Origin of the sequence: Ramlibacter sp. Leaf400 (assembly GCF_001424545.1) — a bacterium.
In the GTDB taxonomy this organism is placed as follows: Bacteria; Pseudomonadota; Gammaproteobacteria; order Burkholderiales; family Burkholderiaceae_C; genus Ramlibacter.
In genome coordinates this window covers 117,367-142,868 of the sequence record NZ_LMQL01000010.1, presented here as the reverse complement: position 1 = coordinate 142,868, position 25,502 = coordinate 117,367, and the positions used below count along the sequence as shown (strand labels likewise).

The 25,502-nt window shown below is 70.0% G+C and carries 21 protein-coding genes; 10 read left to right on the top strand and 11 right to left on the bottom strand.

From position 1 onward, the window contains the following. The first annotated feature begins 97 nt into the window (after nucleotides 1–97). From ASG30_RS11685 to ASG30_RS11660, 6 genes are all read left to right on the top strand, one after another. Complete coding sequence (locus tag ASG30_RS11685) at nucleotides 98–1,366, top strand: GTP cyclohydrolase II (RefSeq protein WP_055896309.1); 1,269 nt, start codon at nucleotides 98–100, stop codon at nucleotides 1,364–1,366. Further along, a complete protein-coding gene (locus tag ASG30_RS11680) occupies nucleotides 1,363–2,631 on the top strand; it encodes a URC4/urg3 family protein (RefSeq protein ID WP_055896306.1) in 1,269 nt (422 codons plus the stop codon). The genes ASG30_RS11685 and ASG30_RS11680 overlap by 4 nt, the downstream gene beginning before the upstream one ends. Before the next feature lie 47 nt (nucleotides 2,632–2,678). Beyond that, the gene (gene upp / locus ASG30_RS11675) at nucleotides 2,679–3,308 is read left to right on the top strand and encodes a uracil phosphoribosyltransferase (RefSeq protein ID WP_055896301.1); all 630 of its coding nucleotides are present in this window, start codon (nucleotides 2,679–2,681) and stop codon (nucleotides 3,306–3,308) included. A gap of 51 nt (nucleotides 3,309–3,359) precedes the next feature. Beyond that, the gene (locus ASG30_RS11670; protein WP_055896298.1) at nucleotides 3,360–4,637 is read left to right on the top strand and encodes an amidohydrolase family protein; all 1,278 of its coding nucleotides are present in this window, start codon (nucleotides 3,360–3,362) and stop codon (nucleotides 4,635–4,637) included. A gap of 85 nt (nucleotides 4,638–4,722) precedes the next feature. Next, nucleotides 4,723–5,481, top strand: coding sequence for an HAD family hydrolase (locus tag ASG30_RS11665; protein WP_055896295.1), 759 nt, complete (start codon nucleotides 4,723–4,725; stop codon nucleotides 5,479–5,481). Between the two features lie 70 nt (nucleotides 5,482–5,551). Next, complete coding sequence (locus tag ASG30_RS11660) at nucleotides 5,552–6,682, top strand: ABC transporter substrate-binding protein (RefSeq protein WP_055896292.1); 1,131 nt, start codon at nucleotides 5,552–5,554, stop codon at nucleotides 6,680–6,682. 6 nt (nucleotides 6,683–6,688) lie between these two features. On the opposite strand, the gene ASG30_RS11655 is transcribed toward ASG30_RS11660, so the two are convergent. Genes ASG30_RS11655 through ASG30_RS11645 form a run of 3 tightly spaced genes read right to left on the bottom strand, consistent with a single transcriptional unit; the run spans nucleotide 6,689 to nucleotide 13,059 of the window. Further along, nucleotides 6,689–7,909 carry a Bcr/CflA family efflux MFS transporter gene (locus tag ASG30_RS11655; protein WP_055896290.1) on the bottom strand — a complete coding sequence of 407 codons (1,221 nt, stop codon included), beginning with the start codon at nucleotides 7,907–7,909 and terminating at the stop codon, nucleotides 6,689–6,691. After that, nucleotides 7,909–11,781, bottom strand: a complete 3,873-nt coding sequence (gene hrpA / locus ASG30_RS11650; RefSeq protein ID WP_442965688.1) for an ATP-dependent RNA helicase HrpA — start codon at nucleotides 11,779–11,781, stop codon at nucleotides 7,909–7,911. Before hrpA ends, ASG30_RS11655 begins: the two co-directional genes overlap by 1 nt. A gap of 60 nt (nucleotides 11,782–11,841) precedes the next feature. Continuing rightward, nucleotides 11,842–13,059, bottom strand: a complete 1,218-nt coding sequence (locus ASG30_RS11645; RefSeq protein ID WP_055896284.1) for a GGDEF domain-containing protein — start codon at nucleotides 13,057–13,059, stop codon at nucleotides 11,842–11,844. A 97-nt stretch (nucleotides 13,060–13,156) separates the two neighbouring features. Here ASG30_RS11645 and argA point away from each other — a divergent pair, with 97 nt between their 5' ends. Both argA and ASG30_RS11635 read left to right on the top strand, forming a co-directional pair. Then, the gene (gene argA, locus ASG30_RS11640) at nucleotides 13,157–14,506 is read left to right on the top strand and encodes an amino-acid N-acetyltransferase (protein ID WP_055896280.1); all 1,350 of its coding nucleotides are present in this window, start codon (nucleotides 13,157–13,159) and stop codon (nucleotides 14,504–14,506) included. A gap of 68 nt (nucleotides 14,507–14,574) precedes the next feature. Then, entirely contained in the window at nucleotides 14,575–14,808 is a 234-nt protein-coding gene (locus ASG30_RS11635; RefSeq protein ID WP_055896277.1) for a hypothetical protein, read from the top strand. Between the two features lie 5 nt (nucleotides 14,809–14,813). On the opposite strand, the gene ASG30_RS11630 is transcribed toward ASG30_RS11635, so the two are convergent. From ASG30_RS11630 to ASG30_RS11600, 7 genes are all read right to left on the bottom strand, one after another. Then, nucleotides 14,814–15,332 carry a disulfide bond formation protein B gene (locus ASG30_RS11630; protein WP_055896274.1) on the bottom strand — a complete coding sequence of 173 codons (519 nt, stop codon included), beginning with the start codon at nucleotides 15,330–15,332 and terminating at the stop codon, nucleotides 14,814–14,816. Nucleotides 15,333–15,363: 31 nt separating this feature from the next. Then, a complete protein-coding gene (locus ASG30_RS11625) occupies nucleotides 15,364–16,458 on the bottom strand; it encodes a sulfate/molybdate ABC transporter ATP-binding protein (protein ID WP_055896271.1) in 1,095 nt (364 codons plus the stop codon). Nucleotides 16,459–16,468: 10 nt separating this feature from the next. Beyond that, nucleotides 16,469–17,350 (bottom strand): sulfate ABC transporter permease subunit CysW, encoded by an 882-nt coding sequence (cysW, locus tag ASG30_RS11620; RefSeq protein WP_055896268.1) that lies wholly within the window; start codon nucleotides 17,348–17,350, stop codon nucleotides 16,469–16,471. Next, nucleotides 17,347–18,231, bottom strand: a complete 885-nt coding sequence (gene cysT, locus ASG30_RS11615; RefSeq protein ID WP_055896264.1) for a sulfate ABC transporter permease subunit CysT — start codon at nucleotides 18,229–18,231, stop codon at nucleotides 17,347–17,349. The genes cysW and cysT overlap by 4 nt, the downstream gene beginning before the upstream one ends. Further along, nucleotides 18,231–19,223 (bottom strand): sulfate ABC transporter substrate-binding protein, encoded by a 993-nt coding sequence (locus ASG30_RS11610; RefSeq protein WP_055896261.1) that lies wholly within the window; start codon nucleotides 19,221–19,223, stop codon nucleotides 18,231–18,233. The genes cysT and ASG30_RS11610 overlap by 1 nt, the downstream gene beginning before the upstream one ends. Nucleotides 19,224–19,268: 45 nt before the next feature. Beyond that, the gene (locus ASG30_RS11605; RefSeq protein ID WP_055896258.1) at nucleotides 19,269–19,910 is read right to left on the bottom strand and encodes a peroxiredoxin; all 642 of its coding nucleotides are present in this window, start codon (nucleotides 19,908–19,910) and stop codon (nucleotides 19,269–19,271) included. A 139-nt stretch (nucleotides 19,911–20,049) separates the two neighbouring features. Further along, the gene (locus ASG30_RS11600) at nucleotides 20,050–20,805 is read right to left on the bottom strand and encodes an IclR family transcriptional regulator domain-containing protein (protein WP_055896255.1); all 756 of its coding nucleotides are present in this window, start codon (nucleotides 20,803–20,805) and stop codon (nucleotides 20,050–20,052) included. Nucleotides 20,806–20,933: 128 nt separating this feature from the next. On the opposite strand from ASG30_RS11600, the gene pobA reads away from it, so the two are divergent. Together pobA and ASG30_RS11590 are read left to right on the top strand one after the other, a co-directional pair. After that, complete coding sequence (pobA, locus tag ASG30_RS11595; protein WP_055896251.1) at nucleotides 20,934–22,109, top strand: 4-hydroxybenzoate 3-monooxygenase; 1,176 nt, start codon at nucleotides 20,934–20,936, stop codon at nucleotides 22,107–22,109. A gap of 133 nt (nucleotides 22,110–22,242) precedes the next feature. Beyond that, a complete protein-coding gene (locus ASG30_RS11590; protein WP_055896249.1) occupies nucleotides 22,243–23,133 on the top strand; it encodes a CoA transferase in 891 nt (296 codons plus the stop codon). A gap of 45 nt (nucleotides 23,134–23,178) precedes the next feature. Here the strand turns inward: ASG30_RS11590 and ASG30_RS11585 are convergent, their stop codons facing one another. After that, nucleotides 23,179–25,437 carry a YgiQ family radical SAM protein gene (locus tag ASG30_RS11585; RefSeq protein ID WP_055896246.1) on the bottom strand — a complete coding sequence of 753 codons (2,259 nt, stop codon included), beginning with the start codon at nucleotides 25,435–25,437 and terminating at the stop codon, nucleotides 23,179–23,181. Nucleotides 25,438–25,502 lie beyond the last annotated feature (65 nt).

Sequence of the window (25,502 nt, the reverse complement as noted above, 5' to 3'; positions counted from 1 at the left end):
CGCACTCACATCGTGGCGCCTGCACACAACGCGTGATCGCCGCGCGGCCCACGGTCCGCAGCCCTCGCGCTAAAGTCCCCTCTTTGAGGAGACCTGCATGTCGCCCAACAGCACAGCGCCGCGGCACATCCGATTGACCTCGCACAGCGGGGGCATCGGTGCGCCGGCCCTCCGCTGGGACGCGGCCGATCCAGCCGAACGCGGCCCCATCGTGGGCACGACGACGTCGCGCGCGCACCGCAACGTGATCGGCACGCACAGCGGCTCCTACAGCGTGTACCGCGCGCTGGCGGTGGCGGCCGGGGCGCTTTCGCGCAGCCACCGGGCCGACCTCACCAACACGTCGCCCACCGACGTGATCGGCCCCTATCCGCAGTGGAGCGACCCCGGCCGCATCGTCAGCCTGGACCCCTGGGGCGCGATGGTGGCCGATGTCTTTTCGCAGGAGATCCAGGCCGGCATGGACATCCGCCCGACGATCGCCGTCACCAAGGCCCACGTCATCCTGCCCGAGGTGATCGAGGCGGTGCAGAAGGGCCGGCTCAAGCCGGACGGCCGGATGCTGCTGGCCAACGGCGCGGCCATGGTCACCAAGGCCGCCGTCGAGCCGGTGTGGCACCTGCCCGGCGTGGCGCGCCGCTTCGGCTGCACCGAGAACGACCTGCGCCGCGTGCTGTTCGAGGAGACCGGCGGCATGTACCCCGAGCTGGTCACGCGCGGCGACCTCGACGTGTTCCTGCCGCCCATCGGCGGTCAGACCATCTACATCTTCGGCGAGCCGCGCGACCTGGCCGACCCGCAGGTGGAACTCACCGCCCGCGTGCACGACGAGTGCAACGGCTCGGACGTGTTCGGCTCCGACATCTGCACCTGCCGGCCCTACCTCACCCACGCCATCGAGGAATGCATCCGCGGCGCGCAGCCGCCCGAGGCGGGCGGGCGCGGCGGCGTCGGCCTGATCGCCTATTCGCGCAAGGAAGGCCGCGCGCTGGGCGAAGTCACCAAGTTCCTGGTCTACAACGCCCGCAAGCGCCAGGTCGGCGGCGACACGGCGGACCAGTACTTCGCCCGCACCGAATGCGTGGCCGGCGTGCAGGACATGCGCTTCCAGGAGCTGATGCCCGACGTGCTGCACTGGCTGGGCGTGCGCCGCATCCACCGGCTGGTCTCCATGAGCAACATGAAGTTCGACGCCATCACCCAGTCGGGCATCGAGGTCGGCGAGCGCGTCAACATCCCCGACGAACTGATCCCGGCCGATGCGCGCGTGGAGATGGACGCCAAGATGGCCGCCGGCTACTTCACGCCCGGCGAAGTGCCCGATGCGCGCAAGCTCAAGGAGACCAAGGGACGGGGGCTGGGATGAGCACCGAGAACGACTTCATCCACGAACGCTCGCGCGGCGAGGTCGCCGCCGGCCTGCTGCGCTCCACGGTCGCCGTGCGCGAACGCTGCACGCAGCTGCTGGACCGGGCCCGCGTCGGCCAGTCGGCCTGGTTCACCGTCGACGAAAGCCGCCTGCGGGAGGCGGCCGGGGAAGTGGCGACCATCACGCGGCGCCGCTACCCGAAGCTGCACATCCCGTTCCACAGCCGCTGGCGCCATTTCGAGGCGGGCGGCGTGGACCGCCGCAAGCACCTGGAGGAGCGCCTGGGCCACGTCGCCCCGCAGACGCGGGTCCATGCGATGGTCGACCTCACGGTGGTCAGCGTGCTGCTGGACGCCGGCGCCGGTCCAGACTGGAAGTACACCGATCCCATCGACGGCCGCACCTACACGCGGTCCGAGGGCCTGGCCGTGGCCAGCTTCCACGCCTTCACCGCCGGCATGTTCTCCAGCGACAAGCTGCGGCCGCTGCAGGCCGACGCGCAGGGGCTGCGCTCGCTGGCCACCGACCGGCTGGCCCAGGCCTTCCAGGTGAGCGAATCCAACCCGCTGGTCGGCCTGGAAGGCCGCGCCGTCCTGCTGCGCCGCCTGGGCGAGGCGATGGCCGAGCAGCCGGAGGTGTTCACCGAGGTCGCCCGGCCCTCGGGCCTGTGCGACCTGCTGGTGGGCGACGAGGGCGGCATCACGCACACCGCCGAAGTGCAGGCGCACGACCTGCTGTCGCAGATCCTGGTGTCGCTGTCCGGCATCTGGCCGATGGGCACCAGCATCGGGGGCGTGCCGCTGGGCGACGTGTGGCGGCATGCCGCGGTGCGCGGAGACGGTCCGTCCGATGGCTGGGTGCCCTTCCACAAGCTGTCGCAGTGGCTCACCTACTCGCTGCTGGAGCCCCTGCAGTGGGCCGGCGTGAAGGTGCGCGGCATCGACAAGCTCACCGCCCTGCCCGAATACCGCAACGGCGGCCTGCTGATCGATTCGGGCGTGATCACGCTGCGCGAGCCGGCCACCGTCCACCAGGTCTGGCATCCCGGCGACGAGATCATCGTGGAGTGGCGCGCGCTCACGGTGGCGTTGCTGGACGAGCTGGCCGGGGCGGTCCGCCGCGAGCTCTCGCAGGACGAGGAGCATCTCCCGCTGGCCTGCGTGCTGGAAGGCGGCACCTGGGCCGCCGGCCGCGAGATGGCCCAGCGCACCCGCGGTGGCCTGCCGCCGCTGCAGGTGCACAGCGACGGCACGGTGTTCTAGGAGCTGTCCACCCCCGCTCGGGCTGACGGCGTGGCTATAGTGACGGCATGTCACAAGTCCACGTCGTCGACCACCCTCTCGTGCAGCACAAGCTGAGCCTCATGCGCAAGAAGGAGGCCAGCACCAACAGCTTCCGGCGCCTGCTGGGCGAGCTGGCTTCGCTCATGGCCTACGAGGTCACGCGCGACATGGCGATGCAGGACGTGGAGATCGAGACGCCGATGGAGAAGATGACCGCCCGGGTCATCGACGGCAAGAAGCTGGTGTTCGTCTCCATCCTGCGGGCCGGCACCGGCATCCTGGACGGCATGCTCAGCGTGGTGCCCGGCGCGCGCGTGGGCCACATCGGCCTGTACCGCGACCCCAAGACGCTGACCGCGGTGGAGTACTACTTCAAGATGCCGCAGGACATGCACGAGCGCGACGTGGTCGTGGTCGACCCCATGCTGGCCACCGGCAACAGCGCCATCGCGGCGGTGGAGCGCCTGAAGGAGCTGCAGCCCAAGTCGATCAAGTTCGTCTGCCTTTTGACCTGCCCCGAGGGCGTCGGCGCGATGCAGCGCGCCCACCCCGACGTGCCGATCTACACCGCCGCCATCGATCGCCAGCTCAACGAGCACGGCTACATCCTGCCGGGCCTGGGTGACGCCGGCGACCGGATCTTCGGGACCAAGTAGGCGTCGTCCCCGCGCCGGCGGGGACTCCGCGCAGCGCGCCCGCGTCCCCGCATGCTCGACCTCCTCATCACCAACGCCCGCCTGCCCGATGGCCGCGACGGCATGTCCGTCGCGATCCAGGACGGCCGCATCCGCGAAGTGGCGGCGGGCCTCGACGCCCCGGCGCACGAGACCATCGACGCCAACGGCTGGCTGCTCTCGCCGCCCTTTTGCGATCCGCACTTCCACATGGACGCGACGCTCAGCTACGGGCTGCCGCGGGTCAACGAGAGCGGCACGCTGCTGGAGGGCATCGCGCTGTGGGGCGAGCTCAAGCCGCTGCTCAAGGCCGAGGACCTGGTCGCGCGTGCCCTGGCCTACTGCGACTGGGCGGTGGCCCGCGGCCTGCTGGCGATCCGCAGCCACGTCGACACCAGCGACCCCAGCCTGCTGCCGGTGGAGGCCCTGCTGGAGGTGAAGAAGCGCGTCGCGCCCTACCTGGACCTGCAGCTGGTGGCCTTCCCGCAGGACGGCGTGCTTCGAACGAAAGGCGGCGTCGAGAACCTCGAGCGCGCCCTCGACCTGGGCGTGGACATCGTCGGCGGCATCCCGCACTTCGAGCGCACCATGGCCGAGGGTGCCGCCAGCGTGAAGCTGCTGTGCGAGCTGGCGGCCGAGCGTGGGAAGCGGGTCGACATGCACTGCGACGAGACCGACGACCCGCTCTCGCGCCACATCGAGACCCTGGCCTTCGAGGCGCAGCGGCTCGGCCTGCAGGGGCGGGTGAACGGCTCGCACTGCACCTCCATGCACAGCATGGACAACTACTACGCCAGCAAGCTGCTGCCGCTGATCGCCGAGTCGGGCGTGAGCGTGGTCGCCAACCCGCTGATCAACATCACGCTGCAGGGCCGGCACGACAGCTACCCCAAGCGCCGCGGCATGACGCGCGTGCCCGAACTCATGGCCGCGGGCGTCACCGTCGCCTTCGGGCACGACTGCGTGATGGACCCCTGGTACGGCATGGGCTCGGCCGACATGCTGGAGGTGGCGCACATGGGCCTGCACGTCGCGCAGATGACCAGCCAGCCCGGCATCCGCGCGTGCTTCGACGCCGTGACCACGAACGCCGCCAGGGTGATGGGCCTGCCGGGGTACGGGCTGGAGGCCGGTTGCGATGCCAGCTTCGTGCTGCTGCAGGCGCGCGACGTGACGGAGGCGATCCGCCTGAGGGCCAACCGGTTGAAGGTGTGGCGCAAGGGGAAGCTGCTGGCGGAGACGGCCGAGGTGGCGCCCCGGCTGCACCTCGAAGGTCGGCCGATGGACACCCGGTTCATCACCGTGCGCTGAAGCGCACCGATGAGCTGACACGCGCCGATGCCAGATGCGCTCCGCTCTGACGCGATGACGTCCACCGCCATGGCGTAATTTCCCCATGGCCCTCGCCCTCGCCCGCGTCCGCGCCCTCTGTTTCGACGTCGACGGAACCATCTCCGACACCGACGACCACCTCGTGTCCCAGCTGGCTGGCCTGATCGACGCCGTGCCCGGCGTCAGCGGCCGGCGGGCGGAGCGGCTGGCGCGGCAGACCGTGATGGCGCTGGAGACGCCGGTGCACGGAACCTACGCCCGGCTGGACCAGCTCGGCCTGGACGTGCCGCTCACGCGCCTGCGCGACCGCCTGCGGGCGATCAAGCGCCGCGAAGCGGACCCGGCCCACACGCGCAACCCGGAAGCCATCGACGAAGTGCCGCACGAGATGGTGGCCGGCGTCCAGGAGATGATCGAGACGCTCGCCAGCCACTACCCGATGTCCACCATCTCCACCGGCGGCGCACCGCGCGTCGAGCGCTTCCTGGAGCACTACGGCGTGCGCAAGCATTTCGCCGCCGTGGTCGGCGCGCAGACCACCCGCCGCATGAAGCCGCACCCCGAGCCGCTGTTCTTCGCCGCCCAGGCCATGGGCGTGCGGCCCGAGGAGTGCCTGATGGTCGGCGACACCACGATCGACATCCGCACCGGCGTGGCGGCCGGCGCGCAGACGGTCGGCGTGCTGTGCGGCTTCGGCACCGAGCGCGAGCTGCAACAGGCCGGCGCCGGCCTGATCCTGCTCACCACGTCCGACCTGCTGCGCGTGCTGCAGCCGGCCGACGATCCGCTGGGCAAGTCGGCGCAGCCGCAGGCGGCGTCCTGAGCCTGCGCGGCTCCGGCATTAGGCGAAATACTGCCGCTGGGCCTGGGGGATTCCGCACGAGAATCGCGGAATGCTCAACCGTAGAAAGTTCTCCCGCTCCCTCGTCGGCTCTGCCGCCCTGCTCGCCCTGCCGGCCGTGCGTGCCCAGGGCGAACGCATCCTGCTCGCCCAGTCGGCCCCGTTCTCCGGCCCGGCGGCGCAGCTGGGCATCCAGTTCCACAACGGCGCGAAGCTGTTCTTCGACCAGCTCAACGCCCAGGGCGGCATCCACCGCAAGCCGGTCGAGCTGGTGAAGCTGGACGACGGCTACGAGCCCGACCGCTGCGCCGAGAACACCCGCAAGCTGCTGGCCGACGACCCCGTCGCCCTCTTCGCCTACGTCGGCACGCCCACCAGCCTGGCGGCGCTGCCGCTGGCCACGGCGGCCAAGACCCCGTTCTACGCACCCTTCACCGGCGCCATGGGCCTGCGCGAACCGTTCAACCGCTACGCCTTCCACCTGCGCGCCTCGTACAACGACGAGACCGCGCTGATCGTCAACCAGCTGGTCCAGCTGGGGCGCCACAAGATCGCGGTGTTCCACCAGAACGACGCCTACGGCAAGGCCGGCCTCGACGGCGTGACGCTGGCGCTGGCGGCGCACAACAGCAAGCCGGCCGGCACCGCGACGGTGGAGCGCAACTCGGTCGAGGTGGCCGCGGCCGTCAAGACGCTGGTGGCGCTGCGCCCCGACGCCATCGTGCAGATCGGCGCCTACAAGGCCTGCGCCGCGTTCATCAAGGCGGCCAAGGCGGCCGGCTACGGCGGCACCTTCTACAACGTCTCCTTCGTGGGCACGCAGGCCCTGGCCGACGAGCTGGGCAAGGACGGCCTGGGCGTGGTGGTCTCGCAGGTGATGCCCTCGCCCTACAACCCGGCACGCGCCATCGCGCGCGAGTACGTGGAAGCGTCCAAGAAGGCCGGCGGCGAGAACGTGCCCAACTTCTCCAGCATGGAGGGCTACCTGGCCGCCAAGGTGCTGGCCGACGCCCTGCGACGCGGCCCCGCCCGCATCACCCGCGACAGCGTGGTGGCCAGCCTCGAAGGCCTGGGCCAGCAGGCCTACGGCGGCTTCAACGTCACCTTCTCGGGCAACGACCACGTCGCCTCGAAGTTCGTCGAGCTGTCGATGCTCACCGGCGACGGCCGCGTGCGCACCTGAAGCCGCTCAGGGGGCGCGCCCGCGTCCCCCGCGGTGCAGCAGCAGCTGCGCCGCCACCCCCAGCAAGGTCCACATCAGCATCAGGGCGCCCAGGTTCACCTGCGTCTCGTGCGGCACCATGCCGACGACGAAGCCGCCCAGCGCGCCCAGCAACTGCTGCGACAGGCCCGCGACGGCGGCCGCCGAGCCGGCCAACGCCGGGATCAGGCCCACCGTGCCGGTGAGCGTGGGTGGCACCAGCAGGCCGTGGCCCACGCCCAGCAGCATCAACGGCAGGGCCAGGGCCAGCGGGCTGCGCCAGCCGGCCCAGCCGAGCAGGAGCACCAGCGCCAGGCCCACGAGGATGAGCGCCTGGCCCCAGCCCATGATGAAGCGGTCGCTGCGGTGGTGCGCCATCCGCGTGGTGGCCAGGTTGCCGAAGATGTAGGCGATCGGGATCACGCCGATGTACCAGCCGATCCGGTCCGGCCCCACGCCATAGGCACGCAGCACCAGCGGCGTCCCGGCCAGGAAGCTGTAGAAGGTCGCCGTCGCCGACGACAGCAGCAGCACGTGCAGCAGGAAGGCCGGCTCGCGCGCCAGCCTCGCGTAGCTCGCGGTCAGCGAGCGCAGGCCCCCCGAAGCCGGCGCCGCCTGCGGCCGTCGCGCCGGCAATCCCCACCAGGCCGCGACCATGAGCACCAGCGCGAACACCGTCATCACCATGAAGCTGGACTGCCAGCCCACCCGCACGTGCAGGTGCCCGCCCAGCAGCGTGGCCAGCGGCGGGCACACGCCCATGCTCATGCCGATGAAGGCCATGACCCGCGTGCGCTCGGCGCCCTCGAACAGGTCCTGCACCATGGCGCGCGCGGTCACCATGCCCGCCGCGCTGCCGGCGCCCTGCAGCACCCGACCAAGGGTGAGCGTGGCCAGGTCGGGCGCCAGCGCCGCCAGCAGCGAGCCCGCGCAGGCGATCACCAGCCCGCACAGCAGCACCGGCTTGCGGCCGAACCGGTCGGACAGCGGGCCGTACACCAGCTGCATGCCGCCATAGGCCGCGACGAAGCCGCTGAAGGTGAGCTGCACCGCGGCCTGCGTGGCGCCGAACACGGTGGGCCAGTCCTGCATGGACGGCAGGCAGATCGTCATGGCCAGCAGGCCGAAGGCGAGCTGGGCCACCAGGTTGGCCATCAGCAGCGCGTGGCTGCGGGCCGGCGCGGCGTCGGGAAGGGGTGGCGCTTGCATCAGCTGTTCAACTGGGTCCAGACCTTTTCGAGGCGCTTGACGCTCACCGGCTGCGGCGTGCGCAGCTCCTGCGCGAACAGGCTCACCCGCAGTTCCTCCAGCAGCCAGCGCAGCTCCTGCATGCGGTCGTCGACCTGGCCCTTGCGTTCGGCCACCAGGCGCCAGTAGCGCTGCTCCTGCGGCTTCACGTCGGCCAGGCGGGCGGCATCGCGGGCGGGGTCGGCGCGCAGCTTGTCCAGGCGCAGCGTGACCGCCTTGAGGTAGCGCGGCAGGTGCTGCAGGGCCGCCCAGGGCGTCTGCGCGAGGAACAACCGGGGCACCAGGCGCTGCAGCTGCTGCGCGGCATCGGCCGTGGCGTCCGGATGGCCCTTGGTGTCCTTGACCTTGCGCGCCGCCGTCGCGTACTCGGCCAGGATGGTGGCCGCCAGGCGCGCCACCTCGTTGGCGATCAGCGTGAGCCGGCCGCGGCCTTCGTCGACGCGGCGCTTGAAGGAGGCTTCGTCGGACGGCAGCGGATCGAGCAGGAACGCGCGGTCCAGGGCGACGTCGATGATCTGCTGGCGAAGCTCCTCCTGCGTGCCCAGCGGCATGAAGGCCACCGCCATCTTCTGCAGGTCCGGGATGTTCTTCTCCAGGTACTTGAGCGCGTCCTTGAGCTGCAGCGCGAACAGGCGGCGCAGGCCGACGCGGTGCCGGGCGGCGGCGACCTCGGGTTCGTCGAAGACTTCGATGGCCACGGCATCGCCCTGGTCGATCAGGGCCGGGAAGCCGACCAGCGAGGTCGAGCCCTTGCGCACTTCCATCAGCTCGGGGAGTTCGCCGAAGGACCAGGTCGTGTGGCGGGTTCCTGCGCCTCCCCCCGCCGGGGGGAGGTTGGGAGGGGGGCGCTTCGAGGGCCGCTCGGTTTCACCGGGCTGCGGAGCGCCCCCACCCTGCCCTCCCCCGGGGGGGGAGGGTTCCGAAGACGGCACCTTCAGCCCCGCGAGCGCCTGGAAGGCGCCGCGCGCCTTCGCGCCGAGCTCCGCCTTCAGCGCCCCGAGATTGCGCCCCGTCCCCAGCTGCCGCCCGTGCTCGTCCACCACCCGGAAGTTCATGAACAGGTGGGCCGGCACCATGTCCAGCTTGAAGTCGGTGCGCCTGACGTCCAGCGAGGTCTGGTCGCGCACCATCTTCAGCAGCACCTCCACCAGCGACCCCACCGCCCAGCGCTGCGTCGTCGTCAGTTCCCCCGCCAGCCGCGCCGCCGATTCCGGCAGCGGCACGAACCGCGCGCGGGGCTTTTGCGGCAGGCTCTTGAGCAGCGCCTGGACCTTGTCGCGCAGCATGCCCGGCACCAGCCACTCGGCGCGCTCCTCGCTCACCTGGTTCAGCACGAACAGCGGCACGGTCACGGTCAGGCCGTCGCGGGCGTCGCCCGGCTCGTGCAGGTAGGTCGCCGCGCAGTCCACGCCGCCCAGGCGCAGGGTCTTGGGGAAGGCGTCGGTCGTGATGCCGGCGGCCTCGTGCCGCATCAGCTCGTCTCGCGAGAGCTTGAGCAGCTGCGGGTTCTGCCGGCTCTCCTGCCGGTACCAGCCCTCGAAGGTGTGGCCGTTGTAAACGTCGGCCGGGACCTGCTGGTCGTAGAAGGCGTAGATCAGCTCCTCGTCCACCAGCACGTCCTGCCGGCGCGACTTGTGCTCCAGCTCCTCCACCTGTCGCACCAGCTTGAGGTTGGCGGCCAGGAAAGGCAGCTTGGTTTCCCACTGCCCCGCGACCAGGCCTTCACGGATGAAAATCTCGCGAGCGCCCTGCTGGTCGACCTTGGCGAAGGGCACGCGGCGGCCGCTGTAGATCACCAGCCCGTACAGCGTGGCGCGCTCCAGCGCCATCACCTCGGCGCCCTTCTTCTCCCAGTGCGGATCGAGCAATTGCTTGCGCAGCAGGTGGCCGGCGACCTCCTCCACCCACTGCGGCTCGATGTTGGCGATGCCGCGGCCGAACAGGCGCGTGGTCTCCACCAGCTCGGCGCACACGATCCAGCGGCCCGGCCGCTTCTTCAGGTGCGCGCCCGGGTGGCGATGGAACTTGATACCGCGCGCCCCGAGGTACACGTCCTCGTCTTCCATCTTCCAGCCGATGTTGCCCAGCAGGCCCGCCAGCATCGACTTGTGCAGCGCCTCGTAGCCGGCCGGCTGCGCGTTCATGCGCCACTTGTGCTCGGCCACCACGGTGTGCAGCTGCGAATGGATGTCCTTCCACTCGCGCACCCGGCGCACGTTGATGAAGTTCTGGCGAAGGAGGGATTCGTACTGGCGATTGGAGAGCTTGTGCGCCGGTGCGCCCCCGGCCGGACCTTCCCCGCCACCCCTTGCCGCGTGGATCCATTCCCACAGGCGCAGGTAGCCGGAGAACTCGCTCTTCTCGTCGTCGAACTTGGCGTGCTGCTGGTCGGCCTGGGCCTGCAGCTCCAGCGGGCGGTCGCGCACGTCCTGCACCGACAGCGCGGAGGCGATCACCAGCACCTCGCCCAGCGCGCCGCGCTCGCGGCCCTCCAGGATCATGCGGGCCACGCGCGGGTCGAGCGGCAGGCGAGCCAGTTCGCGGCCGATGCCGGTGAGCTCGTTGGCGTCGTCCACCGCGCCCAGCTCGTTGAGCAGCTGGTAGCCGTCGGTGATGGCGCGGCGCTGCGGGGCCTCGATGAAGGGGAATTCCTCCACGCTGCCCAAGTGCAGCGCCTTCATGCGCAGGATCACGCCGGCCAGCGAGGAGCGCAGGATCTCGGGATCGGTGAAGCGCGGGCGCGAGAGGAAGTCGGGCTCGTCGTACAGCCGGATGCAGATGCCGTTGGCCACGCGGCCGCAGCGGCCGGCGCGCTGGTTGGCGGCGGCCTGGCTGACGGGCTCGACCAGCAGCTGCTCCACCTTGCTGCGGAAGCTGTAGCGCTTGACGCGGGCGGTGCCGGCGTCGACCACGTAGCGGATGCCGGGCACGGTGAGCGAGGTCTCCGCCACGTTGGTCGCCAGCACGATGCGCCGGCCCGCGTGCGTCTCGAAGATGCGGTCCTGCTCGGCCTGGGACAGGCGCGAGAACAGCGGCAGGACCTCGGCCGAACGCGTCAGCGGGCTGTGCGCGAGATGCCCGCGCAGGTGGGCCGCGGCTTCGCGGATCTCCCGCTCACCCGGCAGGAAGACCAGGATGTCGCCGGCGGCGTTGCCCTTCCACAGCTCGTCCACCGCGTCCGCGATGGCCTCGTCGAGCCCGTAGTCGCGCGTCTCCTCGAACGGCCGGTAGCGCTGCTCCACCGGGTACATGCGGCCCGAAACGTAGATCACCGGCGCCTTGCCCCGGGCCGAGGCGAAGTGCTCGGCGAAGCGCTCGGCGTCGATGGTGGCCGAGGTGACCACGATCTTCAGGTCGGGCCGGCGCGGCAGGATCTGCCGCAGGTAGCCCAGCAGGAAGTCGATGTTGAGGCTGCGCTCGTGGGCCTCGTCGATGATGAGCGTGTCGTAGGCCTGCAGCAGCGGGTCGGTCTGGGTCTCGGCCAGCAGGATGCCGTCGGTCATCAGCTTGACCGAGGCGTCGCGCGAGAGCCGGTCCTGGAAGCGCACCTTGTAGCCGACCACTTCGCCCAGCGGCGTCTCCAGCTCCTCGGCGATGCGCTTGGCCACGCTGGAGGCGGCGATCCGGCGCGGCTGCGTGTGGCCGATCAGCCGGCCCTTCTCGCCCGGCCGGGCGTTGAGCTTGCCGCGGCCCATGCCCAGGGCGATCTTGGGCAGCTGGGTCGTCTTGCCCGAGCCGGTTTCGCCGCAGACGATGACGACCTGGTGCTCGGCGATGGCGCGCGCGATCTCGTCCCGCTTGCCGGAGACGGGCAGCGATTCGGGAAAGGTGATGCGGGGAGCGACGGGCAAGGAGGGGACGGCTTCGGCGCCGCGGCGGCGCAAAGCCCCCGATTATCGGGCGGGTTCGGGCACCAGCTCGGCGATCTGCTTGGCCTGCTCGTCGTAGCAGGCCACGCGGCTGGCGTAGCTCCACGCCGTGCGCGACATGGCCTTGGCGGCCGCCACCGCGGTCGGCGCCCGCATCTGCGGTGGCGCCACCAGCACGCCGACGCCGATGTCGGCCACCCAGGTCGTGCGGCTGGCCTCCAGCTCGGCCAATTCCTTGCTGGTGCCCAGGGCCACCGCCCGCGTCAGCCGCTGCACCACCTGGTGCGCCAGCTCGATCAGCGGATCGGCGGCGTGCGGACGGGCCGCCAGCAGCAGGAAGGCGTCGTTGTCCAGCCGCCCCAGTTCCACCCCGGCCGGCAGCACCCGGCGCAGCCGGCTGGCGCAGATGAAGAGGCCATGGTTGTAGGCGGCGCGGCCGTGCAGGTGCTCCAGCGCGTCCAGGTTGGCGATGGAGACCACCAGCACGCCCAGCGGCCAGCCTTCGCGGTAGCCGCGCGCGAAGGCCTCGCCCACGATCAGGTGGGTCTCGTGGTGGGAAGCCAGCCGCGTCACGGGGTCGTAGCTCGGCCCGTGCACCATGGCCTGGCGCACGTCGATCAGGTAGGCGTAGCGCGCCCACATCGCGCTGGCCATGCAGGCGGTGTAGGCGATGGCGGCGAGCGCGCTGGCCGCGTGCACCGGCCACGGCGTGGATTCCGGCGCGAAGGCGTGACAGGTGACGCCGGCGATGGTCAGGGACATGAAGGAGACGCCAGCCACCGCCAGCCAGCCGGCCGAGGCGCCGCGACGGGCGCTGCGAAGCGCGGCCACCAGGCCCAGGACCGCCAGCAGCGCCTGCAGCGCCACGCCCAGCGCCAGCGCCTCGTGCGGCGGCAGCCACCAGCCCAGGGCGACCACCGCCGCCGTGGCCGCGGCCGTGGCGACGACGATGGAGCGGGCTCGCCCTCCCCGCAGCACGCCCAGCAGCCAGAACAGCATCAGCCCCAGCACCGCCGCCGCCAGGGCGGCGGCGTGGGCCTGCAGGCGCAGCAGCGCCTCGCCCGAGGCGCCCGGGATCCAGCCCAGGAAAACCAGCACGTACAGCGCGGACAGCAGGGCGGAGAGCGAGCCGGTGATGGCCACGCGGCGGGCCGAACGGCGGAAGGCCAGCACAGCCGCGACCAGCGACAGGCCGGTCGCGCCGAAGAAGGCTCCCCAGAATCCGATCGACACGCTGTCCATGCGCTTGGCGCTCCTCGATCCGCCGGCGGCGGCCGGACCGTACCTTACACTGTCCGGCTCGCGCCGCCCCTCCTCCCGCTGTCAGTTCTCACAGTCGATGTCCACGGTCTTCAACTTCACCTTCGTGCCCTGGTTCCGTTCGGTGGCGCCGTACATCCACATGCACCGGGGCAAGACCTTCGTGGTGGGCGTGGCCGGCGAGGCCATCGCCGCCGGCAAGCTGCAGTCGATCGCGCAGGACCTGGCGCTGATCCAGAGCATGGGCGTCAAGCTGGTGCTGGTGCACGGCTTCCGGCCGCAGGTCAACGAGCAGCTGCGGGCCAAGGGGCACGAGGCGCGCTACTCGCACGGCATCCGCATCACCGACGAGGTGGCGCTCGACTGCGCCCAGGAGGCCGCCGGCCAGCTGCGCTACGAGATCGAGGCCGCCTTCAGCATGGGCCTGCCCAACACGCCCATGGCCGGCTCCACCATCCGCGTGATCTCGGGCAACTTCATCACCGCGCGGCCGGTGGGCATCGTGGACGGCGTGGATTTCCAGCACTCCGGCGTGGTGCGCAAGGTCGACGTGGCCGGCATCAAGCGCACGCTGGACCACGGCGCCATGGTGCTGCTGTCGCCTTTCGGCTTCTCGCCCACGGGCGAGGCCTTCAACCTCACCATGGAAGAAGTCGCCACCAGCGTGGCCATCGCCCTGCAGGCCGACAAGCTGGTGTTCCTGGCCGAGGTGCCGGGCATCCGCATGAAGCCGGCCGAGCCGGACGCCGAGGACAACCCGATCGACACCGAGCTGCCCCTGGCCGCCGCCGAAAGGATCCTGGCCTCGCTGCCGCCCGCGCAGCAGCCCACCGACGTCGCCTTCTACCTGCAGCACTGCGTCAAGGCCTGCAAGGGCGGCGTGGAGCGCAGCCACATCATCCCGTTCGCGGTCGACGGCTCCATCCTGCTGGAGATCTACGTGCACGACGGCATCGGCACCATGGTCATCGACGAGAAGCTGGAGGAGCTGCGCGAGGCCACCGCCGACGACGTGGGGGGCATCCTGCAGCTGATCGAGCCGTTCGAGCGCGATGGCACGCTGGTGCGGCGCGAGCGCACGGAGATCGAGCGCGACATCGCCAACTACAGCATCGTCGAGCACGACGGCGTGATCTTCGCCTGTGCCGCGCTCTACCCCTACCCCGAAGGCAAGACCGGCGAGATGGCCGCGCTGACCGTGTCGCCCCAGAGCCAGGGGCAAGGCGACGGCGAGAAGATCCTCAAGCGCGTCGAGCAGCGTGCCAAGGCGATGGGGCTGGAGAGCATCTTCGTGCTCACCACGCGCACCATGCACTGGTTCTTGAAGCGCGGCTTCGTGCAGGTCGAGCCCGAATGGCTGCCGGAAGCGCGCAAGCGCAAGTACAACTGGGACCGGCGGTCGATGGTGTTCGTCAAGAAGCTGACGTAGCGGACATCCCCGCAAACCTGGGGAAGCGCATGCAACCAAAAGGCCTCGTTTCCGATTAGACTGGCGCCATGACCGACAACGTCTCGCTCCTCATCCTCGAGCACCTGAAGGCGCTGCGCAACGAGCTGCGCGACTTCAAGGCTGAACTCCGGTCGGAGCTGGAGTCGATCAAGGTCCGCCTGAGCTCCCTGGAAAAGCAGGTCGCGTTCATCCACGATGACATTGCCGGCATCCACAGCCGGCTGGACAGGTTCGACGGCCGGCTCGACCGCGTCGAACGCCGGCTCGACCTGGCCCACTGACCTCTTCAGGCCGCCGCGAACCGCGGCGAGCGCAGCTGCCGCGCGATGATCCCGACGAAGACGATCGCGAACGCCACGAAGGCGATGAACGACCAGTTGGCGATCGACAGCCCCAGGAAAGTCCAGTCGATCTTGGTGCAGTCGCCGCTGCCGCGGAAGATCATCGGGACCGCGCGCTTGAGCGGGAAGGTCTCGATCATCCCGTAGAAATCGCGCCCGCAGGACACGATCTCCGGCGGATTCCACTGCAGCCAGCTCTGGCGCGCCGCGACGAAGGCGCCGAAGCCGGAAGCCGCCAGGCCCAGCACGCTGCCGGTGATCCACGCGCCACGCCGCGGCAGCAGCGCCGCGATGCCGGCGACCAGGCCCACCAGGATCAGCGCATAGCGCTGCACGATGCACATGGGGCAAGGCTCCAGCCCCACGCCGTGCTGCAGGTACAGCGCGAAGGCCAGCATGCCGGCACAGGCGGCGAACACCAGGCCCAGCGTGCGGCGCGGCGCCGCGAACAACCAATCGAACAAGTCCTTCTCCCGATGCGGGGCCGGACCTTGCTCAGGCCGCCCCTTCCACGAACACGCGGGCCCGGCGTGGCGTCACCACCAGCGTCTCGCCCTCCCGGAACCCCAACTCCCTGAATTGTTGCGCAGGAATCTGGGCCTCGATGATCGGGTCCTGACCGCTGGGGTTGGCCGGTTGGGTGTCGTCGGCCGGGATTAGTTCCAGCCGGGCGATCGGCCCGACCACGATGGCGCGCGAAAGCTGCACCACGATGCCCTGGGCGCCAGGCGAATAGCGCTGCACGTCCAGGTCGTGCGGGCGCACGTAGGCGAAAGCCTTGGCGTTCTCCGCGTCGGCATGCTCGGGCGCCTGCAGCTGAAGGCCTTCCAGGTGCACCTCGCCCTGGTGGGCGCGGCCATGGAACATGTTGACGTCGCCCAGGAAGCCGTAGACGAAGGGGCTGGCCGGGTGGTCCCAGACCTCCTGCGGCGAGCCCACCTGCTCGATGCGGCCGGCGTTCATCAGCACCACCCGGTCGGCCACCTCCAGCGCCTCTTCCTGGTCGTGCGTCACGAAGATGCTGGTGACGTGCAGCTCGTCGTGCAGGCGGCGCAGCCAGCGGCGCAGCTCCTTGCGCACCTTGGCGTCGAGCGCGCCGAACGGCTCGTCCAGCAGCAGCACCTTGGGCTCCACCGCCAGCGCGCGGGCCAGGGCGATGCGCTGGCGCTGCCCGCCCGACAGCTGGGCGGGGAAGCGCTCGGCCAGCCAGTCCAGCTGCACCAGGCCCAGCAGCTCGTGGACCTTCTGCTTGATCTGCGCCTCGCTCGGCCGCTGGCCGCGCGGCTTGACGCGCAGGCCGAAGGCGACGTTCTCGAACACGGTCATGTGGCGGAACAGCGCGTAGTGCTGGAACACGAAGCCGACCTGGCGCTCGCGCACGTGCACGTCGGTCGTGTCCTCGCCCGCGAACAGGATGCTGCCGCTGTCGGCGGTCTCCAGCCCCGCGATGATGCGCAGCAGCGTGGTCTTGCCGCAGCCCGAGGGCCCCAGCAGCGCGAGCAGCTCGCCGGATGCGATGTCCAGCGACACGTTGCGCAGCGCGTGGAAGTCGCCGAACTGCTTGCTGACGTTGCGGATTTCGATGCTCATGACATGTCCTTCAGGCCGCGGCGGGCCGCTCCGGCGGCAGTTCCGCCGCCGCCTTCATCTGGCGCTCGTGCTGCCACTCGGCGACGCTCTTGATCGCCAGCGTCACCAGGGCCAGCAGCGCCAGCAGCGAGGCCACCGAGAAAGCGGCCACCGACTGGTATTCGTTGTAGAGGATCTCCACGTGCAGCGGCATGGTGTTGGTCTGGCCGCGGATGTGGCCCGACACCACCGAAACCGCCCCGAACTCGCCCATGGCCCGCGCGTTGCACAGGATCACGCCGTAGATCAGGCCCCACTTGATGTTGGGCAGGGTCACGTGCCAGAAGGTCTGCCAGCCGGTGGCCCCCAGCACGATGGCGGCCTGCTCCTCCTCGTTGCCCTGCGCCTGCATCAGCGGGATCAGCTCCCGCGCGATGAAGGGGAAGGTGACGAAGATGGTCGCCAGCACGATGCCGGGCACGGCGAAAACGATCTTGATGCCGTTGGCGGCCAGCCAGGGACCGAACCAGCCCTGCGCGCCGAACACCAGCACGTAGATCAGGCCGGCCACCACCGGCGACACCGAGAACGGCAGGTCCACCAGCGTGGTCAGGAAGGCCTTGCCGCGGAACTCGTACTTGGCGATGCACCAGGCCGCCGCGACGCCGAACACCAGGTTGAGCGGCACGGCGATCGCCGCCGTGATGAGCGTGAGGCGGATCGCCGACCAGGCGTCCGGCTCCTTCAGCCCCTCGAGGTAGGCGCCGAAGCCCTTGCGCAGCGCCTCGGTGAACACCGCGGCCAGCGGCAGCACCAGGAAGAGGAACAGGAACACGAGGGCCACCCCGATCAGCGTGCGCCGCACCCACGCCGATTCGGTGGTGATCACGCGCCTTTGCGCCAGGTTGCTCATGCCGCCCCCGAGCGCCGCTGCCAGGCCTGCAACCCGTTGATGACCAGCAGCAGCACGAACGAGAGGCCCAGCATCACCGTGGCCACCGCCGTGGCCCCGGCATAGTCGTACTGTTCCAGCTTGCCGATGATCACCAGCGGCGTGATCTCCGAGACCATGGGCATGTTGCCTGCGATGAAGATGACCGAGCCGTATTCCCCGACCGCGCGGGCGAAGGCCATCGCAAAGCCGGTCAGCAGCGCCGGCAGGATGGCCGGCAGGATCACGCGCCTGAAGGTCTGCAGGCGGGTCGCGCCCAGGCACATCGCGGCCTCTTCCAGCTCGCGCTCCGTGTCCTCCAGCACCGGCTGCACCGTGCGCACCACGAACGGCAGGCCGATGAAGATCAGTGCGATCACCACGCCATTGGGGTTGAAGGCCAGCTGGATGCCCAGAGGCTCCAGGTACTGGCCGATCCAGCCGTTGCCGGCCAGCAGCGCCGTCAGCGAGATGCCGGCCACGGCGGTGGGCAGCGCGAACGGCAGGTCCACCAGCGCGTCGACGATCTTCTTGCCGGGAAAGCTGTAGCGCACCAGCACCCACGCGACCAGCAGGCCGAAGAACACGTTGACCAGCGCGGCCAGGAAGGACGCACCGAACGTGAGCCGGTACGAGGCGACCACGCGCGGCGAACTCACCGCGGCCCAGAACTGCTCCCAGCTCAGGGTGAAGGTCTTGAACACCAGCGCCGACAGCGGGATGAGGACGATGAGGCTCAGGTACAGCACCGTGTACCCCAGCGTCAGGTTGAAGCCCGGAAGCACCTTGCGCCCGCCGCCGCGGCGGGCGGGCGACGTGGTGGCGGGGAGCGGCGCGCCCAGGGTGGCGGCGGACCCGGCCATCACTTGACGGTGTAGATCTTGTCGAACTGGCCGCCGTCGTTGAAGTGCACCTTCTGCGCTTCGGACAGTGAGCCGAACAGCTCCTGCACGGTGAACAGCTTCACCGGCTTGAAGGTCTGCGAGTGCCTGGCCAGCACCTTCTGGCTGCTCGGGCGGATCGAGTGCCTGGCGGCGATCTCCTGCGCCTCCTCGGTGTACAGGAAGTCCAGGTAGGCCTTGGCCAGGTCGCCCGTTCCCTTCTTGGCCACGGTGCGCTCGACGACGGCGACCGGGTTCTCGGCCACGATGCTGATGGACGGGTAGACCACGTCCACCTTGCCCTTGCCGAACTCGCGGTTGACCGACTCGACCTCCGACTCGAAGGTGATCAGCACGTCGCCGGTGTTGCGCTGCAGGAAGGCGGTGGTGGCGTCACGGCCGCCGCGGGCCAGCACGGGCACGTTCTTGTACAGCTTGGACAGGAACTCCTGCGCCTGGGCGTCGGTGCTGCCCTTCTTCTTGACGTAGCCCCAGGCCGCCAGGTAGGCGTAGCGGCCGTTGCCGCCGGTCTTGGGGTTCACCACCACGACCTTCACGTCGGGCCGGATGAGGTCTTCCCAGTCCTTGACGCCCTTGGGATTGCCCTCGCGCACCAGGAACAGCATGGTCGACGTGGTCGGGGCCGCGTTGGCCGGGAAGCGCTTGGCCCAGTCCTTGGCCACCACGCCGCGCTCGGCCAGGAACTCGATGTCGGTGGTGGTGTTCATGGTCACCACGTCGGCGTCCAGGCCGTCGGCCACGGCGCGCGCCTGCGCGCTGGAGCCGGCGTGCGACTGCTCGACCTTCACGTCCTTGCCGGCGGTCTTCTTGTAATACGGCACGAAGGCCGCGTTGATGTCCTTGTAGAACTCGCGCGCCACGTCGTAGGAGACGTTCAGCAGGCTCTGCTGGGCGGAGGCGAAGGAGCTGGCGGCAAGGGCCAGGGAAGCGAGGGCGATCTTGAGGGATTTCATGTGCAAATGAGAGCAGAGGCTGCCGGGCAGCCTCGTATCCGTCCGTTATTTGTTCGGCTGAGGTGTCAGGCGCAGGTAGGGCCTGACGGCCCGGAAGCCCTTGGGGAAACGCTGGGCCAGCTCCGCCGGGTCCTGCAGGCTGGGCAGGATCACGACGTCGTCGCCGTCCTTCCAGTTGGCCGGCGTCGCGACCTTGTGGCTGTCGGTCAGCTGCAGCGAATCGATGACCCGCAGGATCTCGTCGAAGTTGCGGCCCGTGCTCGCCGGGTAGGTGAGCGTCAGCCGCACCGTCTTCTTCGGATCGATGACGAACACGCTGCGCACGGTGGCGTTGACCAGCGAGTTCGGGTGGATCATGTCGTAGAGCGTCGCGACCTTCTTGTCCGCGTCGGCCAGGATCGGGAAGGTGACGGTGGTGTCCTGCGTCTCGTTGATGTCGCCCACCCACTCGTGGTGCGAATCGACCGGGTCCACGCTCACCGCGATCGGCTTGACGCCCCGCCTGGCGAACTCGCCGTTCAGCGCCGCCGTCTTGCCCAGCTCCGTGGTGCACACCGGCGTGAAGTCGGCCGGGTGCGAGAACAGCACGACCCAGTCGTTGCCCGCCCACTGGTGAAAGGAGATCGGGCCCTCGGTGGAGTCCTGCTGGAAATCCGGTGCGGTGTCGCCCAAGCGCAGCGTCGGCATTGCTTCTGATCCTGAATAAGAGGAGCAGAAATTGTGGTGGCTGGGTTATGAAAACCCAACGAATCTCTTGTTGTTTGCTTATTCCTGGCTCGTCACTCCCGCGAAGGCGGGAATCGATCCGGTGCTTGCGAAACCAGGCCTACAGCAGCGGCCGCAGCTCCCGCGCCGCGTCCTGCAGCAGCGGCAGCACCTCCCGCGCGAACACCGGCGGCTGCAGCCGCTCCAGCCGCGTCACCACGTTCAGCGCCGCGACCACCCGGCCCTCGAGGTTGCGCAGCGGCACGGCCGCGGCATGGACGCCGAGCTCGTGCTCTTCGCTGGCCACGCACCAGTCCTGCTGGCGGACCTGCTCGATGCGCTGCCTCAGCTGCTGGGGATCGATGGTCGTGTGGGCCGTCAGGCGCGGCAGTTCGCGCCCCTTGAGCCAGGCCGTGAACTCGGCCTTGGGTTTGGCGGCCAGCAGCACCCGGCCGGTGGAGGTGGCGTGCGCCGGCAACCGGGCGCCCAGGTGCAGGCCGTAGGCCAGCATCCGGGTCGGGCCGCTGCGGGCGACGATCACCACCTGGTCGCCATCGAGCACCACGGCCGAGAAGGCCTCGCCGGTGCGGGCGGCCAGCCGGTCCAGCGTGGGCTGGAGCGCCCGCGGCAGCCGGGCCGATGCCAGGTAGCTGCCGGAGAACCTCAGCACCTTGGGCGCCAGCCAGAAATGGCTGCCGTCCGTTTCCAGGTAGCCCAGGTGCGCCAGGGTCAGCAGGTGGCGCCGCGCGGCCGCGCGCGTGAGGCCGGCGCGCTGCGCCGCCAGCGTGGCGTTCAGGCGCTGGCGTTCGGTGTCGAAGCTCTCCAGCACGGCCAGGCCCTTGGCCATGCCTTCGATGAAATCGGCTCGGGCGATCATGCGTCGATGGGGCTGCGCGATGATCGCGCAAGCCGCGCAATGATCGCACAAAGGCCGCGCCCCGCCCTCGCCTCGCGCACCTCGCGCGCCTAAGCTTCGCCGGAACGAACACGCGTGGAGACGAAGCGATGCCCAAGACCCAGGTCGCCATCATCGGCGCAGGCCCCGCCGGCCTGCTGCTCGGCCAGTTGCTGCACAAGGCCGGCATCGAGAACGTGATCCTGGAGCGGCAGACCGCCGACTACGTGCTGGGCCGCATCCGCGCCGGCATCCTGGAGCAGGTGACGGTCGACCTGATGGACGAGGCCGGCGTCGGCCAGCGGCTGCACCACGACGGCATCGTCCACCACGCGATCGAACTGGTGTTCCGCGGCGAGCGGCACCCGATCCAGGTGGACAAGCTCACCGGCGGCAAGGTGGTCACGGCCTACGGCCAGACCGAGCTCACGCGCGATCTGATGGAAGCCCGCAAGGCGGCCGGCCTGCCCACGGTCTACGAGGCCGCGGACGTGAGCCCGCACGGCTTCGACGGCGACAAGCCCGTGGTGCGCTACCGCCATGGCGGCCAGGAGCACGAACTGCAGTGCGACTTCATCGCCGGTTGCGACGGCTTCCACGGCGTTTCGCGCGCCACGGTCAAGGACAAGGTCACCGAGTACGAGAAGGTCTATCCCTTCGGCTGGCTGGGCGTGCTGGCCGACGTGCCGCCGGTGTCGCCTCATGCCATCGTGTACGGCAACAGCGAACGCGGCTTCTCGCTGTGTTCCATGCGCAGCCTCACGCGCAGCCGCTACTACGTGCAGTGCCCGCTGGACGACAAGGTGGAGGACTGGTCGGACGAGCGCTTCTGGGACGAACTCAAGCGCCGCGTCGACCCGCACCTGGCCGCCAGCATCGTCACCGGCCCGTCGATCGAGAAGAGCATCGCGCCGCTGCGCAGCTTCGTCGCCGAGCCGATGCGGTTCGGCCGCATGTTCCTGGCCGGCGACGCCGCCCACATCGTGCCCCCCACCGGCGCCAAGGGCCTGAACCTCGCGGCCAGCGACGTGAAGTACCTGTCCTCGGCCCTCATCGAGCATTACCGCGAGCGCAGCGCGGCGGGCCTGGACCATTACTCCGACCGGGCGCTCCAGCGCGTGTGGAAGGCCGAGCGGTTCTCGTGGTGGCTGACCTCGCTGATGCACCGCTTCCCCGACACGGGTGCGTTCGAGCAGCGGCTGCAGGATGCGGAGCTGGAGTACCTGGTGCACTCGCAGGCGGCGTCGACGTCACTGGCGGAGAACTACGTGGGGCTGCCTTTGTGATCCGTCATCCCCGCGCAGGCGGGGATCCAGGGCGTCCCTCGAGGCCTGAAGGCGGAAGCACTGGATTCCCGCCTTCGCGGGAATGACGAATGAGGCTCGTGGTTTGCGCGCCCGCTCTGCTAGCCTCTGCGCCATGACCGCGCCCCGCCCGCTCGCCAGCGTCCGCATCCTCAGCCTCGCCCTCAACCTGCCCGGCCCGGCCGCCCTGATGCGCTGCCGCCGCATGGGCGCGACCTGCACCAAGCTCGAGCCGCCCTCCGGCGACCCGATGAAGCACTACAACGCGGCCGCGTACGCCGAGCTGCACGAAGGCATCGAGGTCCTCCAGGCCGACCTGAAGGCGGAAGAAGGCCAGTCCGTCCTGCACCGCGAACTGGCCCGCACCGACGTGCTGCTCACCTCGTTCCGGCCGTCCGCGATGAAGAAGCTGGGCCTGGACTGGCCGCAACTGCACAGCCGCTACCCATCGCTCTGCCAGGTGGCGATCGTGGGCGGCCCGGGCGAAGCCGCCGAGGTGCCGGGCCACGACCTGACCTACCTCGCCGAGAACGGCCTGGTGAACGGCACCGAGCTGCCTGCGACCCTGTTCGCCGACATGGGCGGCTCGCTGGCGGCCAGCGAGGCAGTGCTGCAGGCCGCGCTGCTGCAGTCCGAGCGCTACGACGGATCGGGCGACGTGCACCCGCAAGGCCGCCATTTCGAGGTCGCCCTGTCCGACGCCGCCGCCTACCTGGCGCTGCCGCGCCACTGGGGCCTGACGCACCCTTCAGGCGCCGTGGGCGGCGCGCACGCGGGCTACCGCGTCTATCCCTGCCGCGACGGCCGCGTCGCCGTGGCCGCCCTGGAGCCGCACTTCGCCGCCGCCCTGTGCGCGGCCGCGGGCGTGGCCGCATCGGACATCAAGGCCATGTTCGCGCCGGCGACGCACGAGGCGATCGCGCAGTTCATGGCGTCGAAGACGCGCGAGGAGCTGGATCGGATGGCGCTGGAGAAGGACCTGCCGCTGCACACGCTGCAGGGCTGAGGAAGCACTGGATTCCCGCCTTCGCGGGAATGACGGTGATCGCCCTCAGCGCGCCTTGCGCGCCACCGTCTTCCCACCCGTGACCCGAGGCGGCAGCCCCGTATGCTGGGTGAGCATCGCCCCGCGCTTCGGCTGCCCCGCCAGCGTGGAGTTCTTGCGGCGCGCGCTGGTGTAGCCGCCGTCGGTGACGGGCTGGAAGCTGGGCACCAGGTGGTGCTTGCCGTTGCCGATCAGGTCGGCGCGGCCCATGGCCTTGAGCGCGTCGCGCAGCACCGGCCAGTTGTTCGGGTCGTGGTAGCGCAGGAACGCCTTGTGCAGGCGGCGGCGCTTCTCGCCGCGCACGACGTCCACCGAATCCTCCTCGGTCGCCTCACGCCGCACCTTGCGCAGCGTGTTGCGGCCCGAGTGGTACATGGCGGTGGCCGTGGCCATCGGGCTGGGATAGAAGGTCTGGACCTGGTCGGCGCGGAAGCCGTTGCGCTTGAGCCAGATGGCGAGGTTCATCATGTCCTCGTCGCTGGTGCCCGGGTGCGCCGCGATGAAGTACGGGATCAGGTACTGCTTCTTGCCCGCCTCGGCCGAGAACTTCTCGAACATCTGCTTGAAGCGGTCGTAGCTGCCGATGCCCGGCTTCATCATCTTGGACAGCGGCCCGCCCTCGGTGTGCTCGGGCGCGATCTTCAGGTAGCCGCCCACGTGGTGCTGCACCAGCTCCTTGACGTACTCGGGCGACTGCACGGCCAGGTCGTAGCGCAGGCCGGAGCCGATCAGGATCTTCTTGATGCCCTTGAGCGCGCGGGCGCGCCGGTACATGGCGATCAGGTGCCGGTGGTCGGTGTTCAGGTTGGAGCAGATGCCCGGGTACACGCAGCTGGGCTTGCGGCAGGCGGCCTCGATCTCGGGCGACTTGCAGCCGATGCGGTACATGTTGGCGGTGGGCCCGCCCAGGTCGGAGATGACGCCGGTGAAGCCGGGCACCTTGTCGCGGATCTCCTCGATCTCGCGGATCACCGAGTCCTCGCTTCGGCTCTGGATGATCCGGCCTTCGTGTTCCGTGATGGAGCAGAAGGTGCAGCCGCCGAAGCAGCCGCGCATGATGTTCACGGAGAAGCGGATCATCTCCCACGCGGGGATCTTGGTCTCGCCATCGTGCGAGCCGGCCTGGTCGGCGTACGCCGGGTGCGGGCTGCGCGCATACGGCAGGCCGAACACGTGGTCCATCTCCGCCGTGGTGAGCGGGATCGGCGGCGGGTTCAGCCACACGTCGCGGTCCCCATGGGCCTGCACCAGCGCGCGGGCGTTGCCCGGGTTGGTCTCCAGGTGCAGCACGCGGTTGGCGTGGGCGTAGAGCACGGGGTCGGACTTCACCTGCTCGTACGACGGCAGGCGGATGACGGTGCGGTCGCGATTGAGCCTCAGGCGCGGGTTGGGCACGAAGGTCAGGGCCTGCGTGGCCGCCGGCGGTTGGCCGCCCTCCTCCTTCGCGCACGACGTCCCCTGGGCCTTGGCCTGGTCGGACGTCGTCATGTACGGATTGACGTGCTCCTCCACGCGCCCGGGCTGGTCGACCTCGGTCGAGTCGACCTGCAGCCAGCCTTCGGGCGTCTCGCGCCGGATGAAGGCGGTGCCGCGCACGTCGGTGATGCGCTCCACCGGCTCCTTGCCGGCCAGCCGGTGCGCGATCTCCACGATGGCGCGTTCGGCATTGCCGTACAGCAGCAGGTCGGCCTTGCTGTCGACCAGCACCGAGCGGCGCACCTTGTCCTGCCAGTAGTCGTAGTGCGCGATGCGGCGCAGGCTGCCCTCGATGCCGCCCAGCACGATGGGCGCCTCGGGGAAGGCCTCGCGGCAGCGCTGCGAATAGACCAGCGAAGCGCGGTCCGGCCGCTTGCCGCCCTCGTCGCCCGGCGTGTAGGCGTCGTCGCTGCGGATCTTCCGGTCGGCGGTGTACCGGTTGATCATCGAATCCATGTTGCCGGCCGTGACGCCGAAGAACAGGTTGGGCCTGCCCAGCGCCTTGAACGGCTCGGCCGACTGCCAGTCGGGCTGGGCGATGATGCCCACGCGGAAGCCCTGCGCCTCCAGCACGCGCCCGATCACCGCCATGCCGAAGCTAGGGTGGTCGACGTAGGCGTCGCCCGTGACCAGGACGATGTCGCAGCTGTCCCAGCCGAGCCTGTCCATCTCCTCGCGGCTCATCGGCAGGAAGGGCGCCGTGCCGAAGCGCGCAGCCCAGTACCGCCGATAGCTGGTGATCGGCTTGGCGGCGCGCGCGAACAGGGAAACGTCGACGGGGGCGTTCAAGGCAGTGGGTCCGGAGGGGAACCGCGTATTCTACTTTTCACCTCCACCCCGGGCGCGCCTGCGGC